The organism is Duganella sp. 3397 (assembly GCF_031456625.1).
Classification (GTDB): Bacteria; Pseudomonadota; Gammaproteobacteria; order Burkholderiales; family Burkholderiaceae_D; genus Rugamonas; species Rugamonas phyllosphaerae.
Genome location: NZ_JAVDVB010000002.1, coordinates 704,260 through 723,881, shown reverse-complemented (window position 1 = coordinate 723,881; position 19,622 = coordinate 704,260). Strand labels below are relative to the sequence as shown.

Below are 19,622 nucleotides of genomic sequence, written 5' to 3'. Positions count from 1 at the left end.
GGGGCGTACCTTATGGCCCCACCGCTAGCCCAGCAATCAACCCGCTACAGCCACCGGATGCAGCCAGCCGTGGGTATCGGGCAGGGTGCCGCGCTGGATGCCGAGCAGTGCGGTGCGCAGCGACAGGGCGACCGGGCCGTTCTCGCCATTATTGATGGTTTGCTCGATGCCATGACCCTTGATCAGGCCGACAGGCGTGATGACCGCTGCCGTGCCGCAGGCGAAGACCTCGGAAATGGCGCCGGAGGCGATGTCGGCCAGCACCTGCGTGAGCGGCAGGCGGCGTTCTTCGGACGAGTAGCCGAGGCTGGCGGCCAGGTCGAGCAGGGTCGAGCGGGTGATTCCTGGCAACAGCGTGCCGGTCAGCGCGGGCGTGACGATGACAGGCGCTGCGCCATTGCGATACACGAAGAACAGGTTCATGCCGCCCATTTCTTCGATGACTTCGCGCTCGATGGCGTCGAGCCAGATCACCTGGTCGCAGCCGTGTTGCTGCGCCTGGGCTTGCGCCAGCAGGCTGGCGGCGTAGTTGCCCGCGCATTTGGCTTCGCCGGTGCCGCCCGGCGCCGCCCTGACGTATTCCTTGCTGGCCCACACGCTGACCGGTTTGAGTCCTTGCGGGAAGTACTCGCCGGCGGGCGACGCGATCAGCATGAACAGGTATTGCTCCGACGGACGCACACCGAGGAATGGATCGGTGGCGATCATGAACGGGCGCAGGTACAGGCTTTCGCCCGCGCCGTGCGGTACCCAGGCCTGGTCCACTGCCACCAGCGCCTCGGCAGCGCCGATAAACAGTTCTTTGGGGATCGAGGGCATCGCCAGGCGCGCTGCGCTGCGGTTGAAGCGCTCCCAGTTGGCTTCGGGACGGAACAGTGCGATGCCGTCATCGGGCTGACGGTAAGCCTTGAATCCTTCGAAAATCGCCTGGCCGTAGTGCAGTACCGAAGCGGCAGGATCGAGCGCCACCGGTCCGTAAGCCTTGACGGTGGGCTCCTGCCATTGTCCGTCGCGGTAGGTGACCTGTGCCATGTGGTCGCTGAATACGCGGCCGAACTGGATTGCTTGCAGCCTCGATGCACGCTCGGCATCGCTGAGGGGAGAGGTGGAACGGTGGAGCTGGAAGGTGGCGTCGATAGTGGTCATGTAGGTGTCTGCTGCGGAGTAGTCGGCGAATGGTCGATGATGTATCTCATATCGTTGAGGAATTATACGATACGCAGCAGCGCCGCATGCGCCCGTGCGTTGCCGGTAGCGGATTACCGCCCGATGTACGGCAGCCGCACCGATACCACGATCGGCAGTCGCAGCTGGGTGCGTTTGGGGAAGAAAAAATCAGCGACCACCATCTGTACATGGACCGTGACGAAGGCGGGTTTGACCACGCCCATGCAGGGTAAGCCGCTGCCGCAATCGATCGCCACCGATGGCTGCCCCAGGCCCGGCTTGAGCTCGGCCAGCATCTCGCCCGCAATCTCCCGGGCGATGGCGGCAACGATGGGCGCCCTGGTCGTGTTGGTCATTTCGCTCAGGGGGATTTTCGACAGGTATTGCGCCGCGCTGGTGGCTGCCGCATGCGCAGCGCTGTAGTGGTAGCAATAGCGGCCCATGTAGAGCGGGAGCGCCAGCATCATCACGAAGATCGGCATCAGAAGGAACAGTTCGATCGCCGCCACGCCACGCGCGGCCCCCGGGCGCTGGTACTGCGGATGCTGAGAGTGTTTCCTGGCTGACATATCGTGTCTCCTGACCTGGCAATGTAGCCAGCAATGCCGTACGCCGGTTTGCTCCGTGTCAGTCAACGTGTAAATGAAGGAATGCAGGGTATCTAGCCTGTCAATAATGGTACGCTATGCGGCCACACTACTGCGCTGCGCCCATGATCGACATCCGCAACATCGACCTCAACCTGCTGGTGGTATTCCACGAGGTGTACCGCGAACGGCAGATTTCGCAGGCGGCCAGGCGGCTGCACCTGACCCAGTCGGCCGTGAGCAACGCGCTCGGGCGGCTGCGGCGCGCCTTCGACGACGAACTGTTCGTGCGGACCGCCCACGGCATGCAGCCCACGCCCTACGCCGAACACCTGGCCGAGCCGGTGGCCGGGGCGTTGGCCGCCATCGGTGCAGCGCTCAATCCACCGCAGGCCTTCGATGCCGCCACCAGCACGCGCCACTTCCGCTGCGCCATGACCGACGTGGGCGAGGTATATTTCATGCCGGTATTGATCGAGTTGCTGCGCCAGCGCGCACCTGCGGTGCGGGTCAGCACCGTACGGGCCGGCGCCATCGACCTCAAAACCGAAATGGAAGCGGGCCGCGTGGACCTGGCCATCGGCGCTTTTGATGATGTCTCGGGCGCGCTGTACCAGCGGCGCCTGTTCGAGCAGGCCTATGTGACCATGTTCCGCCAAGGCCACGCGCTGGGGCGTGGCACCCTCACGCTCGAGCGTTTCCTGGCGGCAGAGCACCTGGTCGTGGCGTCGTCCGAGAGCCCGTACGACCGGGTCAACACCTTGCTGGAACAGGCCGGCGTGCGCGCGGCCACCACGTTCCAGGTGCCGCATTTCACCGCCGTGCCCTACATCGTGGGCACGACCGACCTGGTGGTGACGGTGCCGGAAAAGCTGGCCCAGCGTGCGGCCACGCCATTCCAGCTCGACTATGCACTGCCGCCGCTGGCGCTGCCGTCGTTGCAGACCAGGCTGTTCTGGCACCGGCGCTACAGCCAGGACGCCGGCAACTTGTGGCTGCGCCACCTGGTGGTGGAAGCTTTCGCCGAATAAATTGTCTCAACGCAGCTTGCTGCGCGCCGCCTCGATCGCCCGCACCGCCTGGTCGGTATCGTAGGGCGGTTCTAGAAAGCGACGCAGGTTGTCGTAGGTGGGCGCGACCAGTTCTGCCCTGGCGTCGCGGTCGAAGAAATAGGTGTGGCCCGCCGCAGCGCGCCAGGCGGCCGCCGTGGGCTCACCGAGCAGCACGGCGGGCGAGACGGCCCCCGCCTGCGGAGGCAGGGTCTGGTCGGCCTCGGCGATGCGGCGCAGCGCGTCGCCCTCGGCCAGGAATGCCAGGAAGCGTTGACGGGCCTTGGGGTGGGCGCCGCGCGCCGGCAACACCAGCACGTCGAGCGGCGCTTCCTGGTAGATGGGCAGGCCGGGCCGTACGGCCGGGAACGCAAAAAAGCCCATGTCAGGCGCGATAGCCGCGGGGAAGCGGGCCGCGATGAAACTGCCGGCGAGCATCATGCCTACGCGGTGGCGGTACAGGTAGGGCAGCACGCGCTCGTGCTCCTGGTCGATGGTGGGCGCAAAAAAGTAACCTTTGCGCAGCAGGCTGCCCCAGGTGTCGAATACCTGGCGCACGCGCGCATCGGTAAACGCGACGTCGCCGCGCAGCAGTTTGCGATGAAAGTCGACGCCATTGGTGCGCAGGTTCAGGTAGTCGAACCAGGCGGCGGCCGGCCAGCCGCTGCGTGCGCCCAGGCCCAGCGGCGTCACGCCTGCCGCCTGCAGGCGCGCGCAGACCTGCAGGAATTCATCCCAGGTACCCGGCGCTTGCAGGCCCAGTTGCTGGAACAGCGACTTGCGATAGACAAAGCCCCACACGTAGTAATACAAGGGAAAGCCGTATACCTGGCCGTCGATGCGGGTGCCCTCCAAGGTGCCGGGCAAGAATTTTTTGCTTTTCAACAGCGCCAGCATGTCGGCGTCGAGCGGTGCCAGCAGCTTGCCGCTGGCGGCATCACGCAGGCGCTCACCGGCGTACCAGAACGCCACATCGGCGCGGCCCTGCTTGAGCCGGGTGGTGAAGTCGCGCTTGTATTGCTCCTGCGGGAAGCCGTTGTTGACCACCTCGATATCGGGATTGGCCGCGGCAAACTGGTCGATGATGCCCAGCCAGTTGCTGCGCTGCGCACTGTTGGAGATCACGTAGTCGATCACCAGTTGCTCGGCGCGGGCAGGCGGGCAGAGCATGAGAACCGCAGCGCACAGCCAGCCCATGGCATGCCGGCGGCGGGGACGGTCGTTGCGGCATGGTGTCAAGGTCATCGAGGTTGGGAAGATTCTGTCATTGGAGGGAAAGAGCAGACAGCGCCGGCTTTCAGGATACCCTGATAATGTCTCAGGGGCATCTAAATTGTTTTGTTGGTAGTGGATGACAACCAGGGTTGTTCGAATCCTACCTTCAACTACGCGTCCGTCCTACGCAAACCGGGCTCGGGCAGGAGCACAATCTCCCTGCATGTGACAGATCATTTACGAGGAGTATCGACATGAACCTGACCACCCCAACCACCATGGGCCAACTGCGCCGCCTGATCGCCGCAGCCGACGACCGTGCCGGCGCCCACGTGCTGTGGATCGACAATGGTGGCGAAGTGCACTTGTCTGCCGATGACGGCGCCGGTGACGATGGCGCCGTGCGGCTGCGCTTTGCGCCATTCCAGCCTGGTGCTGGCATGGTCGGCCCGCTGGCCGCGCACGACGATGGCCTGATCGGCAAGATGTACTTCAGCATCCTGCACCACTGGCTGCACGCCGGCGATGCGCCACCGGGACCGCTCGAGGCCGCGCTCGACGACTTCGAGCGCGAGGGCGGCTGGGCAGTGCCGGCCGAACCGACCGCCCACGTCATGAACATCGCGCCACGCCACGGCGTATTTGGCGCCGCTTGCCACTAGCACTCCCCGCCAGCCGCGCTTCCCAGCTACCGGGTTCGCAAGCCGAGATATGCGCAGAGCAGCCCCATCATGGCGAATGCACTATCGAAGCCGATGAACAGCGGACGTGCTGGCTGGCCAAGTTGAACGTAATCTGCCATCGGCAACGCAATCCAGAGCATGGCCGCTAACCGCCACAAGCCGCGCCACGACTCTCGCCCCCCGCGCCAGCCGACGAATAGCGTTGCCGCGCCCCAGCACAGGAAGAAGCTGTGCACCTCCCATTGCGCACGGTCCCCCAGGTCCGGCGGCAGCAGCCGGTTCGACAGCAGGAAGGTGGGCACCGCCGCCAGCAATCCCGCCACGCACGCGGCGTTGCCCGCCTCGGTAAAGCGCAGCCACGTCAGCGCAGCGCTGGGCTTGCTGCGGCGCTTGACGGTCCACAGCACCAGTCCGGTCGCCACCATGGCCGCGCCCAGCAGGCTGCTGCCGAAATACAGCCAGCGCAGCGCCGAATCGGCATAGCGTCCCAAGTGCAAGCCATAGGCCGTACCCCAGGTGGTCAGCACCGGTCCGCTGCGCGCGCGCTCCCCCAGCAGCGCGCCGGTCACGCCATGGAAGAGCAGGTACGCCGGTGCGACCGAGATCCTGCCGCCATCGCCGCGCACGATTGCCACCCGCGCCGCCGCATCGCCGGGATGCATCACGATGACGCGGCCTATGCTGTCGTTACCCCAACGCAAACTGGCCTGCGCCATCAATGGCGCGATGGGGACGGGCGGCGCTGCCAGGTTGCGCCATGCCGGCGTCTCGAAGCGCGCCTGCATGGCCATGGCCATCGCTGGCCGTGCCTGTTGCTGGCCGAACGCCGCCAGCGCGCCCCACGGCATATAGGTCAGCATCAGCGTGACCAGCCCGGTATATACGATCATCACGTAAAACGGCAAGCCCAGCACCGAGCTGACGTTGTGGGCGTCCAGCCACGAGCGCTGGCCCTTGCCGGGACGGAAAGTAAAAAAGTCGCTGAAGATTCGCCGATGCACGATCACGCCGCTGAGTAGCGCCACCAGAGCCATCATTGCGCATAGCCCGACGATCCAGCGCCCCAGCGTGCCAGGCAGGTAGTGCAGCTGAAAGTGAAAATAGTAAAAGAATTCGCCGCCGTGGGTGGCGCGCGGGTGCAACTGGGCGCCGTCGGCGGGGGAAAGCAGGGCGCGTTCGCGGTGATCGCCGCGTTCCCACGACGCTTCGATCACGTTGTTGCGCGGCACGGGCAGGTCGATTTGCCAGCGGTCGGCGCCGACCGCAACGCGCGCCAGCGTGGCCAGCGCGTGCTGCGTCGCCGCCACCTGGTCGAGCACGGCCGGCCGCGCCGGCAGTTCGGGGCGCAGCCACTGCGTGAGCTCCTCGCGGAAGTAGCTGATGCCGCCGGTGACGAAGATTGCGTACAGCAGCCAGCCCGCCAGCACGCCGGCCCACGCGTGCAAGCCGGCCATCGCCTGGCGCAGGCCGGGCGCCTTCGTTTCCATCAGAAGCGGTAGCTGGCGCTCACGTTGACGGTGCGCTCGGCGTTGCGGTAGCAGAAGGTGCCGTCGCAATCGAGCAATACCTGCTTGTCGAGCAGATTGTTGACGTTGAGCGAATAGCGCCACGACTGTCGCTCGAGCCCGAACGCCAGGTCCAGCATGCCGAACGACGGATTGGTCAGATTGACGTTGCCATAGTCGAGCGATGAGCGCGCCTTGCCGTAATAGCGCAGGCCCAGGCCGGCGTTGGCCAGCCACGTGTCGTTCAGCTTGTGCTGGTAGCGTGTCCACACCGACGCGCTATGCTTGACCGCGCTTTGCTGCGGCAGGCCGCGATCACCGTTGTTGCTCTCGGTGATCTCGGTGTCGAGGTAGGTGTACTGCGCCACCACGCTCAGGTTGCGCGCCAGGTCGGCGCGCGCTTCCAGTTCCAGCCCGCGCGAGCGCACTGCGCCGCTTTGCACCAGCGCGTCCGGGTCTTGTGCAGCGGCGGTGATCACGTTCTTGCGCACCAGGTTGAACACCGACGCGGTGTAGCTGACATTCCCCTGGTCTGGCTGGTAACGCAGGCCGGCTTCCAGCTGGCGGCCGGTCGAGGGTTTGAGCATATTGTTATTGATGTCGCGGCCAATCTGCGGCGCAAACGAGGTCGACCAGCTGACATACGGCGCCCAGCCCGACGGCATCAGGTACACCGCCCCCACGCGGCCGGTGGTCTTGCTGGCCGACTGGTCGTAGGTTTGCTTCGAGGTGCCGGCCAGCGGCAGTTCCTGGGTGTTCGAATTGTCGGCGCGGTCGCGGCGCAGACCCGCCGTCACCACCCACTGGTCCCATTTCACCTGGTCCTGCACGTACAGGCCCAGTTGCCTGAGCGGATAGCGCTCGTTGCGCGGGCTGGTGGACGCCACCGGCGCCTGGCGCTCGCCGTAGACCGGGTTGGTCAGGTCCAGGGCCGGCATCGGCGAGATCGCGTACGGGAAGCGGTCCACCGTCTTGTTGTTGGCGTAATCGACACCGACCAGCACATTGTGCGCCAACTCGCCGGTGCGGAACGCGGCCTGGGCGCGGGTGTCGGCCTGGAGGCCGCGCCAGTGCGAGCTGCGCGGGTAGAACAGCCGCGTCATGGTGCCATTGGCTTGCAGTACGCGGGGGAAGACGTTGGTCTCGTTGCGGTCCAGCTTGGTGTAGCGGACATTCTGCTGCACGCTCCAGGTGTCGTTGAAGCGGTGCTCGAACTCGTAGCCGAGTGCGACATTCTCGCGCTTCCAGCGGTTGTCGCGCCCGCCCATGTTCAGGCTGGGCGCCGGCTGGCCGCGCAGGCCCGGGTTTTGCAACTGGTTGGGCCAGGCGTACGCCTGGTTGTCCTTCTGGTACTGGCCCAGCAGGGTCAGGCGGGTGTTGGCGCCCGCTTGCCAGGTGATGGCGGGTGCGAAAAATACGCGGTCATCGCGGTCGAGGTCGAGCCGGGTGCCCGATTCGCGCGCCAGCATGGTGGTGCGCCAGGTCCAGGCACCGTCTGCGTCGATCACGCCGCCCAGGTCGGCCTTGACCTGCTTGCGGTCGTAGGTGCCGTATTCGATGCCCATCTCGCGGATCGCGCTGGCCGACGGCCGCTTGGAGACAGCGTTGATCATGCCGCCCGGCGGCGACTGGCCGTACAGCACCGAGGCCGGGCCGCGCAGCACTTCCAGGCGTTCCAGGCCGTATGGTTCGATCGGGGCGGCGTAGGCGCGGCCGGAAGTCAGCAGGCCGTCGCGAAAGATGCCGGCCGTGCCCAGTTCGAAGCCGCGCAGCATCGAAAATTCATCGACCGCCCACGGCTTCATATTGGGCGTGACGCCGGCCGTGTAGCGCAGTGCTTCGTCCAGGGTTTCCACCTTGCGGTCGGCCAGTTCGTCGGCGGTGATCACGGACACCGATTGCGGATTGTCGATCAGGCGGCTGTCGGTCTTGGTGGCGGTGGCGCTGCGGCGGGCCACGTAGCCATCGACGTGGCCCAGCGGCGTCTCGCGCTCGCCGGTGACGGTCACCGCCGGCAAAGCCACGGCGGGCGCGCCGGTGCGCACGGCCTGCGGCGCCGCGCCCTGGCGCAGGATGTAGCGGCCCGCGCCTTGCGGCACCGCTTCGAGGCCGCTGCCGGCCAGCAGGCGGGCCAGGGCTTCGTGCGGCGCCAGCGTGGCTTGCACGCCGGGGCTGGTCTTGCCGCCGGTGAGGGCACCGTCGGCCGCCACGTACACCCCGGACTCCACCGAGTAGCGGGCGATCACGGCATTAAGCGGGCCGGCGGGAATGTTGTAGGTGCGCGGGACGGTGTCGGCGGCGCAGGCAATGGTGGCGGTGACGGCGGCCAGCAGGCCCATCAGGGGGCGGAGAGCGAAATAGGTCATGAGCACTTTCGGAAAAGGGGTATGTCTGTCTTCACAGAGCTTTCCGAACCACGCGACAAAAAGGGAACCGCTCTCATAAAACTATTTTGCGCTCACCGTCACCCACCACGGCAGCGTGTAGGTCACCCTTACCGGCAACGCTGCCTCCAGCATGGCCAGCGCCTGGTCGGTGTCGCCGAGCGGGAAGGCGCCCACCACGCGCAGCTTGGCCAGTGCCGGGTCGCAGCCCAAGTGGCCGGAGCGGTAGCGCGACAGCTGCGCCAGGAACTGCACCAGCGGCATGTCCTGGGCGATCAGCATGCCCTCTGTCCAGGCGTCGCGCGCCGGTTCAATGGCCTCGGTAGAGGCAATGACGTGCCGGGTAAAACAGGTTTGTCCGCCAGCAGCGATCACGCGTGACGGACCCTCGAACACGGTGATTTCCACCCGACCCTGGCTCACGGCCAGCTCGGTCTCGCCGTCGTCAAGCTGGCGCACCACGAAGCGCGTGCCCAGCGCGCGCATGGCGCCCTGGCGGCTGTTGACGATGAAGGGGCGCGCCGGGTGCACGATATCGGCATGGGTGTCCACCAGGATCACCCCCTGGTGCAGCACCAGCAAGCGTTGGCCGGCGTCGTACTTTACGCCTACCACGGTGCCGGTATCGAGCCAGAGCCGGGTGCCGTCGGCCAGCTCCACCTGGCGGGTCTCGCCCGTGCCGGTGCGGTGCGCAGCAGCCAGGCCGGCCACCAGGTTACGTACGCTTTCCTGGCGCGCTACCTGCCAGCCGACGCCGACCGTCACCGCAGCCAGCGCCATGGTCTTGAGCAGCGTTCGGCGCTGGCGCACTTCACTGGCCGCGTGCAGGGCGGCGCCGGCCGCTTGCGGCATCACGCGGACGATCGCTACGCCGTCGCTGATCGCTTCCACCCGCGCCCAGGCCTGGCGGTGGCCGGGATCGGCAGCCAGCCAGTCCTGCCAGCGCTGCCGCTCGTCGTCTGTTACCCGGCCCGAGCGCAATATGGCGAACCATTCGGCCGCCTGTTCCAAGGTGGCGTACCTAATCTCCAGTTCGTGCTCGTGCTCGTGGCGGCGCTGCATCGACATCAGGCCAGCGCGGCGCGGAAAGCTGCACCGGCCGACAAACAGTGCAGCATGGCCTGCGCCATGTACTTCTTGACCATGCGCTCGGACACGCCTAGCCGTTCCCCGATCTCCGCGTAAGTAAGTTCTTGCAGTTGCGCCAGCAGGAAGGCCTGGCGCGGCTTGTCGGCCAAGGTGGCCAGGATGCGATCGACCTCGACCAGGGTTTCCACGATGATGGCCTGGTGCTCGGCCGACGGCTGGATCGTTTCCGGGCGTTCGAGCATGGCGGCCACCCACACCCGCTCTATTTCGGCGCGGCGCCAGTGGTCCACCACCAGGCCCTTGGCAATGGTGGTGAGGTAGGCGCGCGGATTTTGCCCTGCATCGAGCTCGCGCGGCCGCACGACCAGGCGCAAAAACGTGTCCTGGGCCAGGTCCTGCGCGGTAAACAGGCACCCCAGCTTGTTGCGCAGCCAGGCCTGCAACCAGTCGTGGTGCTCGGCGTACAGCGTATGCAATTGTGGCTGCCCGGGAGGAGATGCCGCCATGCGAAGTCACCATAGTTGAGAATAATTCTCATTATTATAAATTCATTCGGCGCAACGCCACAAGCATTGCAATGTGCTTGCGACAGTGTTTGGCACAAGGGGCCATTTACCGGATCATGAGAATACCTCTCATTACGATGGTTGACCCGTGTACGTGCAACTGGGCAGCCGCTTCTAGCTTGCAAGCGGGGGTGCAACAACAGTTATCTTAAGTTAAACTGCCGGACCGACTTTCGATCTCTGTACTGAACCATTCCATGCTTCCTCGCTCCCGGCGTACCTGGCCCCTGCGGCACCTGCTGATCATGCTCACCGCGATCGGGCTGCTGCCGCTGGCGCTGCTGGGCGCCTGGAGCATCCACAACGCCAGCGAGTACCAGCAGCGCGAGCAAAAGCGCCTGATGCTGGACCTGGCGCGGGCGCTGTCGAGCGCGGCCGACGCCGAGCTGGACAGTGCAGTGGCCATCCTCACCGGGCTGGGGCGGGCGCCGGAGTTGCAGGACGGCGACTTGCAGGCCTTCCACGGCGTGGCCGGCACGCTGGTCAAGGCCCAGCCGGAGTGGATGGGCGTAATCCTCACCGATAATACCGGCAAGGTCTTGTGGCGCACCATGGACCCGTACGGCGCCCGGCCGCCGCCGCTGGCCGATCCCGTCAGCCTGCGCGAAGCGCTCACCACGCGCCAGCCGGTGGTCGGGCGTATCGTTCGGGGCCTGCGCGGCCAGCCGGCGTTTCCGGTGCGGGTGCCGGTGATCACCGTGTCAGGCAAACTGTATATCCTGACCGCCGTGATCCGCCCCGACCGCATGGTGCGCCTGCTCGATCGACAGCAGGCGCTGGGCGGCGCCGTCACCGCGATCCGTGACAGCAGCCAGTCGGTGGTGGCGCGCTCGCGCAACCAGGACGGCAGCGTGGGCGCGCCACCGAGCGCCTCGCTGCTCACGCTGATGGCTGCCAACGGCGCCGAGGGGGTGGGCACGGCCCGCACCACCGAGGGCCAGGACATGGTCACGGCCTACACCACCTTGTCGCACTTTAACTGGCTCGCGGTCGTGGGCCGGCCCGCAGAACAACTGACTGCCGCAGCCATGCAGGGGCTGGGCATGTACGGCGCCGGCATCGCCGTCTCGCTGCTGGTGGCGATCGCGCTGGCGTCGCTGCTGTCGGCGCGGCTGGTCGATACCATCCGTGCCCTGCAGCAAAACGCCGCCGCGCTGGGGTCGGGGGGCGCCCTCACGTACTCGACCTCGTTGATTACCGAGGTCGAACAGATCAGCGCAGCGCTGGCGCTTGCCGATTCCCAGCGCAACACCCGCGAGCACGAACGCAAGCTGCTGCTCGACTCGCTCAACCAGGCCCTCACCAGTCACCAGGCGGCGCTGGCCGATGCGCGCCAGGCCGGCCGCGCCAAGGACGATTTCCTGGCCGTGCTGGGCCACGAGCTGCGCAATCCGCTCAGCCCCATCGTCACCTCGCTCGATCTGCTCGACTTGCGCAACGACCAGGCCAGCCGCCGCGAGCGCGGTGTGATGCGGCGCCAGGTCAATCACCTGCGGCGCCTGGTGGACGACCTGCTTGACGTTTCGCGCATCATCTCCGGCAAGTTGCAGATCGACGTGCATCCACTCAACCTGGCCGACGTGGTGCGCCACGCGGTGGCGGCGGTGGCCGACCAGCCGGTATCGAGCAGCCTGCCGCAGGCGGTGTGGGTGGAGGGCGACGACAGCCGCCTGACCCAGGTGCTCAACAACCTGCTGTCGAACGCCGCCCGCTTCGGCAGCACCGCCACGCAGGTCACGCTGACTGCCGACGCGGTCCACGCGCGGCTGGTGGTCAGCGACGACGGTATCGGCATGAATACCGAGCTGCTGACTCGCGTGTTCGAGCCGTTCCAGCAGGCGCCGCAATCGCTGGCGCGCCGCACCGGCGGTCTCGGGCTCGGTCTGGCGATCGTGCGCAAGATCGTCGAACTGCACGGCGGCCAGGTCACGGCCAGCAGCGCCGGCCTGGGCGAGGGCAGCTGTTTCGAGGTGGTGCTGCCACTGGCGGCGGCGCCGCAACCTGCCGTCCCGGCCGGCGTGCCCTCGGCGCAAGTGTCGTTGCAGGTGCTGCTGGTGGACGATAACGTCGATGCCGCCAACGCAGGCGCGGAGCTCCTGCGCCTGATGGGCCACGCGGTGCGCACCGCCCACAGCGGCGCGGCGGCGCTGGCGGCCGTGCGCGATTGCCTGCCGCAGGTGGCCATCCTCGACATCGGCCTGCCCGATATGGACGGCTACGCGCTGGCCGGCGCCATCCGCGCGGAAGCGGGCGGCACGGCGGTGCGGCTGGTGGCGCTGACCGGCTATGGCCAGAAGGATGACGTGGAACGGGCGTATGCGGCCAGCTTCGACTTGCACTTGACCAAGCCGGCGTCGCTCGAGGATTTGCAGGCGGCGACGACGGTGAGTTAGCACGCAGCGCGGCTACGGTTGCCGTGGCGCGAACGGTGCCGGCGCCTGTGCTGCAGGTGACGCGGGGTGGGCGTAAATGGTGATCGGTGCGGATGGTGTCGGCGGTGCTTTTGGGGTGGCGTTGTTGAGTACAAAGGTGATGATGGTGATGCCGGTCACGCCCAGCCCGATGCCCACCCCGACAATCCAGCGGATGGTGTCGTTGGCGCTGCTGTGTATTTCCGCCCGCAGCTCTGCACGTAAATCGGACAGGTCAGCCTTGGTGGCAGTCTCATCGAGGCGCGATTCGATACGCGCCAACCGTTCGCCGATGACGGCAGCAAATTCTTCCAGCCTGACGTCGCGATGTTCGATGTCCATCCAGTCATCGTAGAGCGCAGGCTCGCGGTCGTCAAGCAACCTCAAGCCTGCAAAACACGCCACGGATCAAGGACTTACTGCGCCGTCACTTGCACCGGTTCCTGCGGGAACGAGGTGGCGCCGTTGCCCAGGTAGAAGCTGGGGTGCGGCGGCTGGTTGTAGCCGGCGTTCTGGCCCGCCACCTGGCTGCGGTACTGCGGATTGTGCATCAGCGTGGTAATGCGGGTGCTGGTCGGAATCGCGGTGCTGAACACCAGCAGCGCGGTATTGCTGCTGTTGCGCACCACGATTTCCTCGCGCCAGTCGCCAAACAGGTCGGCCGTCAGCACCGGCGTGGCCTTGGTGCCGTTGTTGGTCGCACCGCCGTAGGCGCCCAGGTCGAGCAGGTTGTTCATGCTGGACGTGGCCGGATTCCACTTTTGCACGATGGTGCTGCCCAGCGGCTCGCGCAGCAGGTCGCCGTCCCACCACACGCCGAAGTTCATCGACCCGGGCGCGCTGGTGCTCAATTGCGTGCCGGTGACCGTGCGCAGGCCGCCACGGCTGGCCCAGCATTCGGCGCCGGCGTGGTTGGGGTCGATGTCGAAGCACACGCCGCGGCCGACGTCGGTGTTCGAGCCGCTGGCGCCCCAGAGCAGCGCGCCGGTGGCGGCATCGTGCATGCCGGATCCATTGGCGCCGTAGCTGCCCGGGCTTTCGTGGACCATGTAGATTTGCTGGCCGCTGCGGTTCGGGTCGAATTTGCCGAAGTGCAGGGCGTCGCCGTGGCCCAGGCCGGTGGCGTACAGCAGTTGGCCGTTGCTGCCGATGGTGGCCGCGCCATACACGATGTCGTCCTTGCCGTCGCCATCGGCATCGCCGGTGGCAAACCAGTGCGCGCCCTGGCCGCGCGCGGCGCTGCCGGCCGCGTCGGTGTCGAACACCCAGCGGCTGGTGAGATTGCCGTTACGCCAGTCCCACGCTGCAATCACGGCGCGCGTGTAGTAGCCGCGCGAAAACACCGCGCTCGGGCGGGCGCCGTCGAGGTTGGCGACGCCGCCGAGGAAGCGGTCCACCCGGTTGCCATAGCTGTCGCCCCAGCTCGAGACGGTGCCGCGCGCCGGCAGGTAGTTGACGGTTTTCATGGCGGCGCCGGTCTGGCCATTGAACACGGTGAGGAGTTCCGGTCCGGTCAGGATATAGCCGGCGCTGGAGCGGTAGTCGGCGCTGGCCGAACCGATGGTCGTGCCCTGGCCGTCGACGGTGCCGTCAGCGGTTTTGGCCATCACCTCGGCCTTGCCGTCGCCGTCGAAATCGTAGGCCAGGAAGGTGGTGTAATGGGCGCCGGCGCGGATATTCTTGCCCAGGTTGATGCGCCACAGGCGCATGCCGTCGAGTTGATACGCATCGAGGTAGGTGTTGCCGGTGTAGCCCGACTGCGAATTGTCCTTGGCATTGGTCGGCTGCCACTTGACGACGATCTCGTAGGTGCCGTCGCCGTCGAGGTCGGCCGGTGAACCGTCGTTGAGCTCGTAGGTGTAGGCGACGCCGTCGGGCGTGGTGCCGCCGGCTGGCGCCTGCACCGGGATCGATCTATACGGCTGGGCCCAGGTGACGCCGGCGCCGAACTGCGAGGCGGCCTGTTCGACGCCGCCCACCACCGCGCGCACCGCGTACTGGTTGCCGGCGTTGCCCACGCTGTCGCTGAAATTGAGCGCGTTGAGCGGCGTGGCCGTGATCTTGATGCCGTCGCGATAGACATTGAAGGTAGTGCCGGCGGCGTCGGTGGCCAGCTGGCGCCAGCTGACGAACACGCCGTTGCCCGAGGCAATGGCGACGGCGCCGCGATTGAGCCGTTCGATCTGCTTGTTGGCGGCTGGCGCCGTGCCGGCTGCCAGCGTGGCGACCAGGATGGATACCGCCGAGGCGATGCGTAAGTTCATGGGTTTGTCTCCATTTGGAATATGGTTATGGGCCCGTGACGCGGGCCTGACTACGGTACCTCAGGGAAAATGCAAGTCACCATCGCAAACCGCCCCAGAGCTTAATAGTCAACTTGTCGAGCAATGTTGTTGTTTTTTGCTGCTGGCGGTGCGTGGTATCATCGGCGTCCGCCTCCTGTTTTTGATGAATTCCATGTCCTCCCAGAAGCTAACCAAGATCCTCATCCTCGCCGCCATGGCTGCCGTGGCGCTGTCCGTCGTCGGCTACGTGTTCGTGGTGGTGGCGGACTACACCGACTGCCAACGGATCGAAGCAGCCGAGATGAAAAAAGGCAAAAAGGTGTCGTGCCGCGACGTCAAGGCGGGCATGGCAGCCGAATAATTCGGTGCGCATCGGGACAGTGTTAGTTGTCCCACAAAGCGTGGCAGCGTGCGGGGCTACAGTGGTGACACTCCATCATCATTGCAAAGTCCGCCATGAACGCTCCCGAAACAATTGCGCCCCCTCGCGCTGCCGTGCAAACGTATCCGCTCACCCTCAACATCAACGGCCGTGAGCACGACTTCCGCGTCGAAGCCTGGGTCACGCTGCTGGACTTGCTGCGTGAACATGCAGGCCTGACCGGCTCCAAGAAGGGCTGCGACCACGGCCAGTGCGGGGCCTGCACCGTGCTGGTCGGTGGCCGTCGCATTAACTCTTGCCTCACGCTGGCCGTGATGCAAAACGGCAAGGAGGTCACCACGGTCGAAGGCCTGGCCGACGGTAACCAACTGCATCCGCTGCAACAGGCGTTCATCGACAACGACGCCTTCCAGTGCGGCTATTGCACGTCGGGCCAGCTATGTTCGGCCGTGGGCCTGATGAACGAAGGCAATGCCTGCACCGCCGCCCAGGTACGCGAGCTGATGAGCGGCAACGTCTGCCGCTGCGGCGCCTACCCCGGCATCGTGGCGGCCGTCACCGAGGTGATGGGCATACCGGGCCACGACGACCCGGCGCGTCCATTCCAGCCTGGCACGGTGCCGGCATGAACCCGGTCACCTACGTGGCGCCGCTGGACGTGAGCGGCGCTCTGTCCCATCTTTACGCGGGTGTGGATGCCAACGCCGCGCCGTCCAAGGTCATCGCCGGCGGCACCAACCTGCTCGACCTGATGAAGGAGCGCGTGATGGGACCGCAGCAGCTGGTCGACATCAATGCGCTGCCGCTGGACCAGATCACGGCTGCACCCGATGGTGGCTTGCGCCTGGGCGCCATCGCCCGCAATGCCGATACCGCCTACCACCCGCTGGTGCGCGCACAGTACCCGGTCTTGACCGCCGCCATCCTGGCCGGCGCCTCGCCGCAGATCCGCAACATGGCCAGCAATGGCGGCAACCTGCTGCAACGCACGCGCTGCCACTATTTTTACGACGCCACCACGCCGTGCAACAAGCGGGCGCCGGGTACCGGCTGCTCGGCCATCGGCGGCCTCACGCGCCAGCACGCTATCCTGGGCGCCAGCGCGCAGTGCATCGCCACCCATCCGTCCGACATGTGCGTGGCACTCGCTGCGCTCGATGCGGTGGTGTGCGTGCGTTCCAGCGCCGGCGAGCGGCGCATCGACTTTGCCGACTTCCACCGCCTGCCTGGCGAACAGCCCGAGCGCGACACGGTGCTGGCCGCCGGCGATTTGATCACGCATATCGACCTGCCGCCGGCAGCGCAGTTCGTGCGCCACTCGGCCTACCTGAAATTCCGCGATCGCGCCTCGTATGCGTTCGCGCTGGTGTCGGTGGCGGCCATGCTCGATGTCGGGGAGGACGGCAAGGTACGCGACGCCCGCATCGCGCTGGGCAGCGTGGCCCACAAACCTTGGCGCGTGCCGGCCGCCGAAGCGGTCCTCATCGGCCGCCAGGTCGATGAAACCGCGTTTGCCGAAGCGGCCGACGTGCTGCTGGCCGGCGCCCAAGGGCAAGGCCAGAATGATTTCAAGGTGACCATGGCGCGCCGCGCCGTGATCCGCGCCCTGACCCAGGCGGTCGAGGGCACCCACGACAACACCACAGAACTGACCGAAAACGAGGCACCAGTATGACCGTATTGATCCAGGCATTGCGCACCCCGAGTGCGGACCCCGGCGCCGGCCAGGTGCGCATCGGCGACGCCGTCTCGCGCGTGGACGGCCGCGACAAGGTAACCGGCCAGGCGCGCTACGCCGCTGAATACACGCCAGATGCTGGCGCCAGCGAGGCTGGTCTGCTGTACGGCGTGGTGGTGAGCGGCGCCATCGCCAAGGGCCATATCAGGGCCCTCCACACCGAGGCGGCCATGGCGGTGCCCGGCGTGGTGGACGTGATCTGGCACGAGAACCGCCCCAAGATCCGTTCATTCGATATTTTTTACAAGGACATGACCGCGCCCGGCGGCTCGCCCTATCGTCCGCTGTACGACAACGAAGTGCACTACAGCGGCCAGCCGGTGGCGCTGGTGGTGGCCGACACCTTCGAGGCCGCGCGCCATGCGGCGGCGCTGGTACGGGTCGAGTACGACGTGCAACCGCATGAGACGTATTTGCTCGAACACCAGGGCCGCGCCCACAAGCCGAGCCGCCTGAAGGCCGGCTACACGCCGCCGCCCGACGTCAAGGGCCATCCCGATGAAGTGTGGGACAAGGCCGCCGTAAAAATCGAAGCTTCGTATTACAGCGGCGTGGAACACCACAACCCGCTCGAGATGTTCGCCACCACCGTCATCCACGGCGCCGACGGCCACCTGACGATTTACGATAAAACCCAAAGTTCGCAGAACAGCCGCTGGTACGTCTCGCACGTGTTCGGGCTGTCGAAAGACAAGGTCACCGTGCGCAACCCTTACGTGGGCGGCGCGTTCGGCTCCGGCCTGCGCCCGCAGTACCAGTTGCCGCTGGCGGTGATGGCTGCGCTCAAGCTCGAGCGCTCGGTGCGGGTGGTGCTCACGCGCCAGCAGATGTTTACCTTCGGCCACCGTCCGGAAACCCAGCAGCGCCTCAAGCTCTCGGCCGATGCCGACGGCACGCTGACCTCCATCGTCCACGAAGCGGTGGCCGAAACCTCGCGCTACGAGGACTACGTGGAAGTCGTGGTCAACTGGTCGGGCGAACTGTATGCGTGCGAGCATATCCGCCTCGGTTACAAGATCGTCGATCTCGACCACGCCAGCCCGATGGACATGCGCGCACCAGGCGCCGCCCACGGCGTGCATGCGCTGGAAGTGGCGATGGACGAATTGTCGTACGCGCTCAAGATGGACCCGCTGGCGCTGCGCCTGAAAAACTACGCCGAGATCGATCCGTCCCATGGCCTGCCGTATTCCACCAAGGAGCTGCGCGAATGCTACCTGCAAGGCGCGCAGCGCTTCGGCTGGGACCAGCGGCCCCTGGAGCCTGGCTCCATGCGCGAGGGGCGCGAGTTGATCGGCTGGGGCATGGCTACCGGCATGTGGGACGCCATGCAGATGTTCGCCCGCGCCAGCGCCGTGCTGCACGCGGACGGCAGCCTGGTGGTCAGCAGCGCCGCATCCGACATCGGCACCGGCACCTATACCGCGATGTGCATCATCGCCGCCGAGGCCTTGGGCCTGCCGCTGGAAAAAGTGCGCTTCCAGCTCGGCGACTCCACTTTGCCGGTGGCGCCGATCGAGGGCGGCTCCTCGCACGTTGCCACGGTGGGTTCGGCGGTGGCGGGCGTGTGCGAAAAACTGCAGAAAACCGTGTTCAAGCGTGCCAGGGAAATGGCCGGTTCGCCGCTGGCCAGCGCGCGCCTGGCCGACGTCGAGTTTGTCGACGGCGTGGTCCGGTTGCGCAACATCCCCGGCACCAGCGTACCGCTCACGCAAATCCTGGCCGGCATCGAGCAGCCGCTCGAGGAAAAATACCTGATGCTGCCCAATATGCTCAAGCAGATGAAATTCCAGCGCGCCACCCACTCGGCGGTGTTCGTCGAAGTGCGCGTCGATCCCGAATTCGGCACCGTGCGCGTGACGCGGGTGGTGAGCGCGGTGGCGGCGGGGCGCATCATCAACGCCAAGACTGCGCGCAGCCAGATCATCGGCGGGGTGGTATGGGGCATCGGCCAGGCGCTGCACGAGGAGACCCACTGCGACCACCGGCTGGGCCGCTTCATGAACCACAACCTGTCCGAGTACCACGTCTCGGTCAACGCCGACATCCACGACATCGACGTCATCTTCGTGAAAGAAGACGACCGCATCGTCAGCCGCATCGGTGCCAAGGGAGTAGGGGAGATCGGCCAGGTGGGCGTGGCGGCGGCCGTGTGCAATGCCATTTACCATGCGACCGGGCAGCGGGTGCGCAGTACGCCGATGACGCCGGAGAAGGTGATGCGCGGGTAAGAAGCCGGCTAAATTCGGACTATAATAGGCCGGCAGACCCACGCCAACCAGGAGCCGACCATGAGCCTTGCCACCAGTATCAAGCCGATTTCGTACTTGAAATCCAATGCGGCCGACATCGTCAAGGAGTTTGCGACCAACCCCGAAACGCTCATCATCACTCAAAATGGTGAGGCGAAAATGGTTGTCATGGACATTCACGAGTACGAGAAGCAGCAAGAGACACTGGCTTTGCTCAAGTTGATTGCTCTCGGCCGTAAAGAGTTTGAACAAGGCCGCTATCAGGACGCGCAGTCATTCTTCGAAGAGATGGATAACGAAGAATGAAAA

At 66.1% G+C, this 19,622-nt stretch carries 17 protein-coding genes; 8 read left to right on the top strand and 9 right to left on the bottom strand.

Annotation, left to right across the window (positions count from 1 at the left end):
- Window positions 1-36 precede the first annotated feature (36 nt).
- Both J2X54_RS07685 and J2X54_RS07680 read right to left on the bottom strand, forming a co-directional pair.
- Window positions 37-1,146: a branched-chain amino acid aminotransferase gene (locus J2X54_RS07685; protein WP_070251926.1), complete on the bottom strand. Its 1,110-nt coding sequence runs from the start codon at window positions 1,144-1,146 to the stop codon at window positions 37-39.
- A gap of 113 nt (window positions 1,147-1,259) precedes the next feature.
- Window positions 1,260-1,736 carry a TadE/TadG family type IV pilus assembly protein gene (locus J2X54_RS07680; protein WP_310179589.1) on the bottom strand — a complete coding sequence of 159 codons (477 nt, stop codon included), beginning with the start codon at window positions 1,734-1,736 and terminating at the stop codon, window positions 1,260-1,262.
- 143 nt (window positions 1,737-1,879) lie between these two features.
- On the opposite strand from J2X54_RS07680, the gene J2X54_RS07675 reads away from it, so the two are divergent.
- Complete coding sequence (locus tag J2X54_RS07675) at window positions 1,880-2,785, top strand: LysR family transcriptional regulator (RefSeq protein WP_310179587.1); 906 nt, start codon at window positions 1,880-1,882, stop codon at window positions 2,783-2,785.
- A gap of 6 nt (window positions 2,786-2,791) precedes the next feature.
- Here the strand turns inward: J2X54_RS07675 and J2X54_RS07670 are convergent, their stop codons facing one another.
- Complete coding sequence (locus J2X54_RS07670) at window positions 2,792-3,973, bottom strand: extracellular solute-binding protein (protein WP_310179586.1); 1,182 nt, start codon at window positions 3,971-3,973, stop codon at window positions 2,792-2,794.
- 299 nt (window positions 3,974-4,272) lie between these two features.
- Between J2X54_RS07670 and J2X54_RS07665 the strand changes: the two genes are divergently transcribed.
- On the top strand, window positions 4,273-4,680 hold the full coding sequence (locus J2X54_RS07665) for a hypothetical protein (RefSeq protein WP_310179585.1): 408 nt from the start codon (window positions 4,273-4,275) through the stop codon (window positions 4,678-4,680).
- A 26-nt stretch (window positions 4,681-4,706) separates the two neighbouring features.
- On the opposite strand, the gene J2X54_RS07660 is transcribed toward J2X54_RS07665, so the two are convergent.
- The 4 genes from J2X54_RS07660 to J2X54_RS07645 all read right to left on the bottom strand — a co-directional run bounded on the left by J2X54_RS07660 (window position 4,707) and on the right by J2X54_RS07645 (window position 10,185).
- Entirely contained in the window at window positions 4,707-6,188 is a 1,482-nt protein-coding gene (locus tag J2X54_RS07660) for a PepSY-associated TM helix domain-containing protein (RefSeq protein ID WP_310179583.1), read from the bottom strand.
- Window positions 6,188-8,572, bottom strand: coding sequence for a TonB-dependent siderophore receptor (locus J2X54_RS07655; RefSeq protein ID WP_310179581.1), 2,385 nt, complete (start codon window positions 8,570-8,572; stop codon window positions 6,188-6,190). Before J2X54_RS07655 ends, J2X54_RS07660 begins: the two co-directional genes overlap by 1 nt.
- Before the next feature lie 81 nt (window positions 8,573-8,653).
- Complete coding sequence (locus J2X54_RS07650; RefSeq protein ID WP_310179579.1) at window positions 8,654-9,658, bottom strand: FecR domain-containing protein; 1,005 nt, start codon at window positions 9,656-9,658, stop codon at window positions 8,654-8,656.
- The gene (locus J2X54_RS07645) at window positions 9,658-10,185 is read right to left on the bottom strand and encodes a sigma-70 family RNA polymerase sigma factor (protein ID WP_310179578.1); all 528 of its coding nucleotides are present in this window, start codon (window positions 10,183-10,185) and stop codon (window positions 9,658-9,660) included. Before J2X54_RS07645 ends, J2X54_RS07650 begins: the two co-directional genes overlap by 1 nt.
- Before the next feature lie 257 nt (window positions 10,186-10,442).
- Here J2X54_RS07645 and J2X54_RS07640 point away from each other — a divergent pair, with 257 nt between their 5' ends.
- Entirely contained in the window at window positions 10,443-12,638 is a 2,196-nt protein-coding gene (locus tag J2X54_RS07640) for an ATP-binding protein (RefSeq protein ID WP_310179577.1), read from the top strand.
- Between the two features lie 12 nt (window positions 12,639-12,650).
- On the opposite strand, the gene J2X54_RS07635 is transcribed toward J2X54_RS07640, so the two are convergent.
- Both J2X54_RS07635 and J2X54_RS07630 read right to left on the bottom strand, forming a co-directional pair.
- Window positions 12,651-12,998 (bottom strand): hypothetical protein, encoded by a 348-nt coding sequence (locus J2X54_RS07635; protein ID WP_310179576.1) that lies wholly within the window; start codon window positions 12,996-12,998, stop codon window positions 12,651-12,653.
- Between the two features lie 74 nt (window positions 12,999-13,072).
- Window positions 13,073-14,920 (bottom strand): rhamnogalacturonan lyase, encoded by a 1,848-nt coding sequence (locus J2X54_RS07630; RefSeq protein WP_310179574.1) that lies wholly within the window; start codon window positions 14,918-14,920, stop codon window positions 13,073-13,075.
- On the opposite strand from J2X54_RS07630, the gene J2X54_RS07625 reads away from it, so the two are divergent.
- The 5 genes from J2X54_RS07625 to J2X54_RS07605 all read left to right on the top strand — a co-directional run bounded on the left by J2X54_RS07625 (window position 14,889) and on the right by J2X54_RS07605 (window position 19,619).
- Entirely contained in the window at window positions 14,889-15,302 is a 414-nt protein-coding gene (locus J2X54_RS07625; protein ID WP_310179572.1) for a hypothetical protein, read from the top strand. The genes J2X54_RS07630 and J2X54_RS07625 overlap by 32 nt on opposite strands.
- 95 nt (window positions 15,303-15,397) lie before the next feature.
- Window positions 15,398-15,952, top strand: a complete 555-nt coding sequence (locus J2X54_RS07620) for a 2Fe-2S iron-sulfur cluster-binding protein (RefSeq protein ID WP_310179571.1) — start codon at window positions 15,398-15,400, stop codon at window positions 15,950-15,952.
- The gene (locus tag J2X54_RS07615) at window positions 15,949-16,998 is read left to right on the top strand and encodes a xanthine dehydrogenase family protein subunit M (protein WP_208600028.1); all 1,050 of its coding nucleotides are present in this window, start codon (window positions 15,949-15,951) and stop codon (window positions 16,996-16,998) included. The genes J2X54_RS07620 and J2X54_RS07615 overlap by 4 nt, the downstream gene beginning before the upstream one ends.
- A complete protein-coding gene (locus tag J2X54_RS07610; RefSeq protein ID WP_310179569.1) occupies window positions 16,995-19,292 on the top strand; it encodes a xanthine dehydrogenase family protein molybdopterin-binding subunit in 2,298 nt (765 codons plus the stop codon). Before J2X54_RS07615 ends, J2X54_RS07610 begins: the two co-directional genes overlap by 4 nt.
- 60 nt (window positions 19,293-19,352) lie before the next feature.
- Entirely contained in the window at window positions 19,353-19,619 is a 267-nt protein-coding gene (locus tag J2X54_RS07605) for a type II toxin-antitoxin system Phd/YefM family antitoxin (protein ID WP_070247683.1), read from the top strand.
- Window positions 19,620-19,622 lie beyond the last annotated feature (3 nt).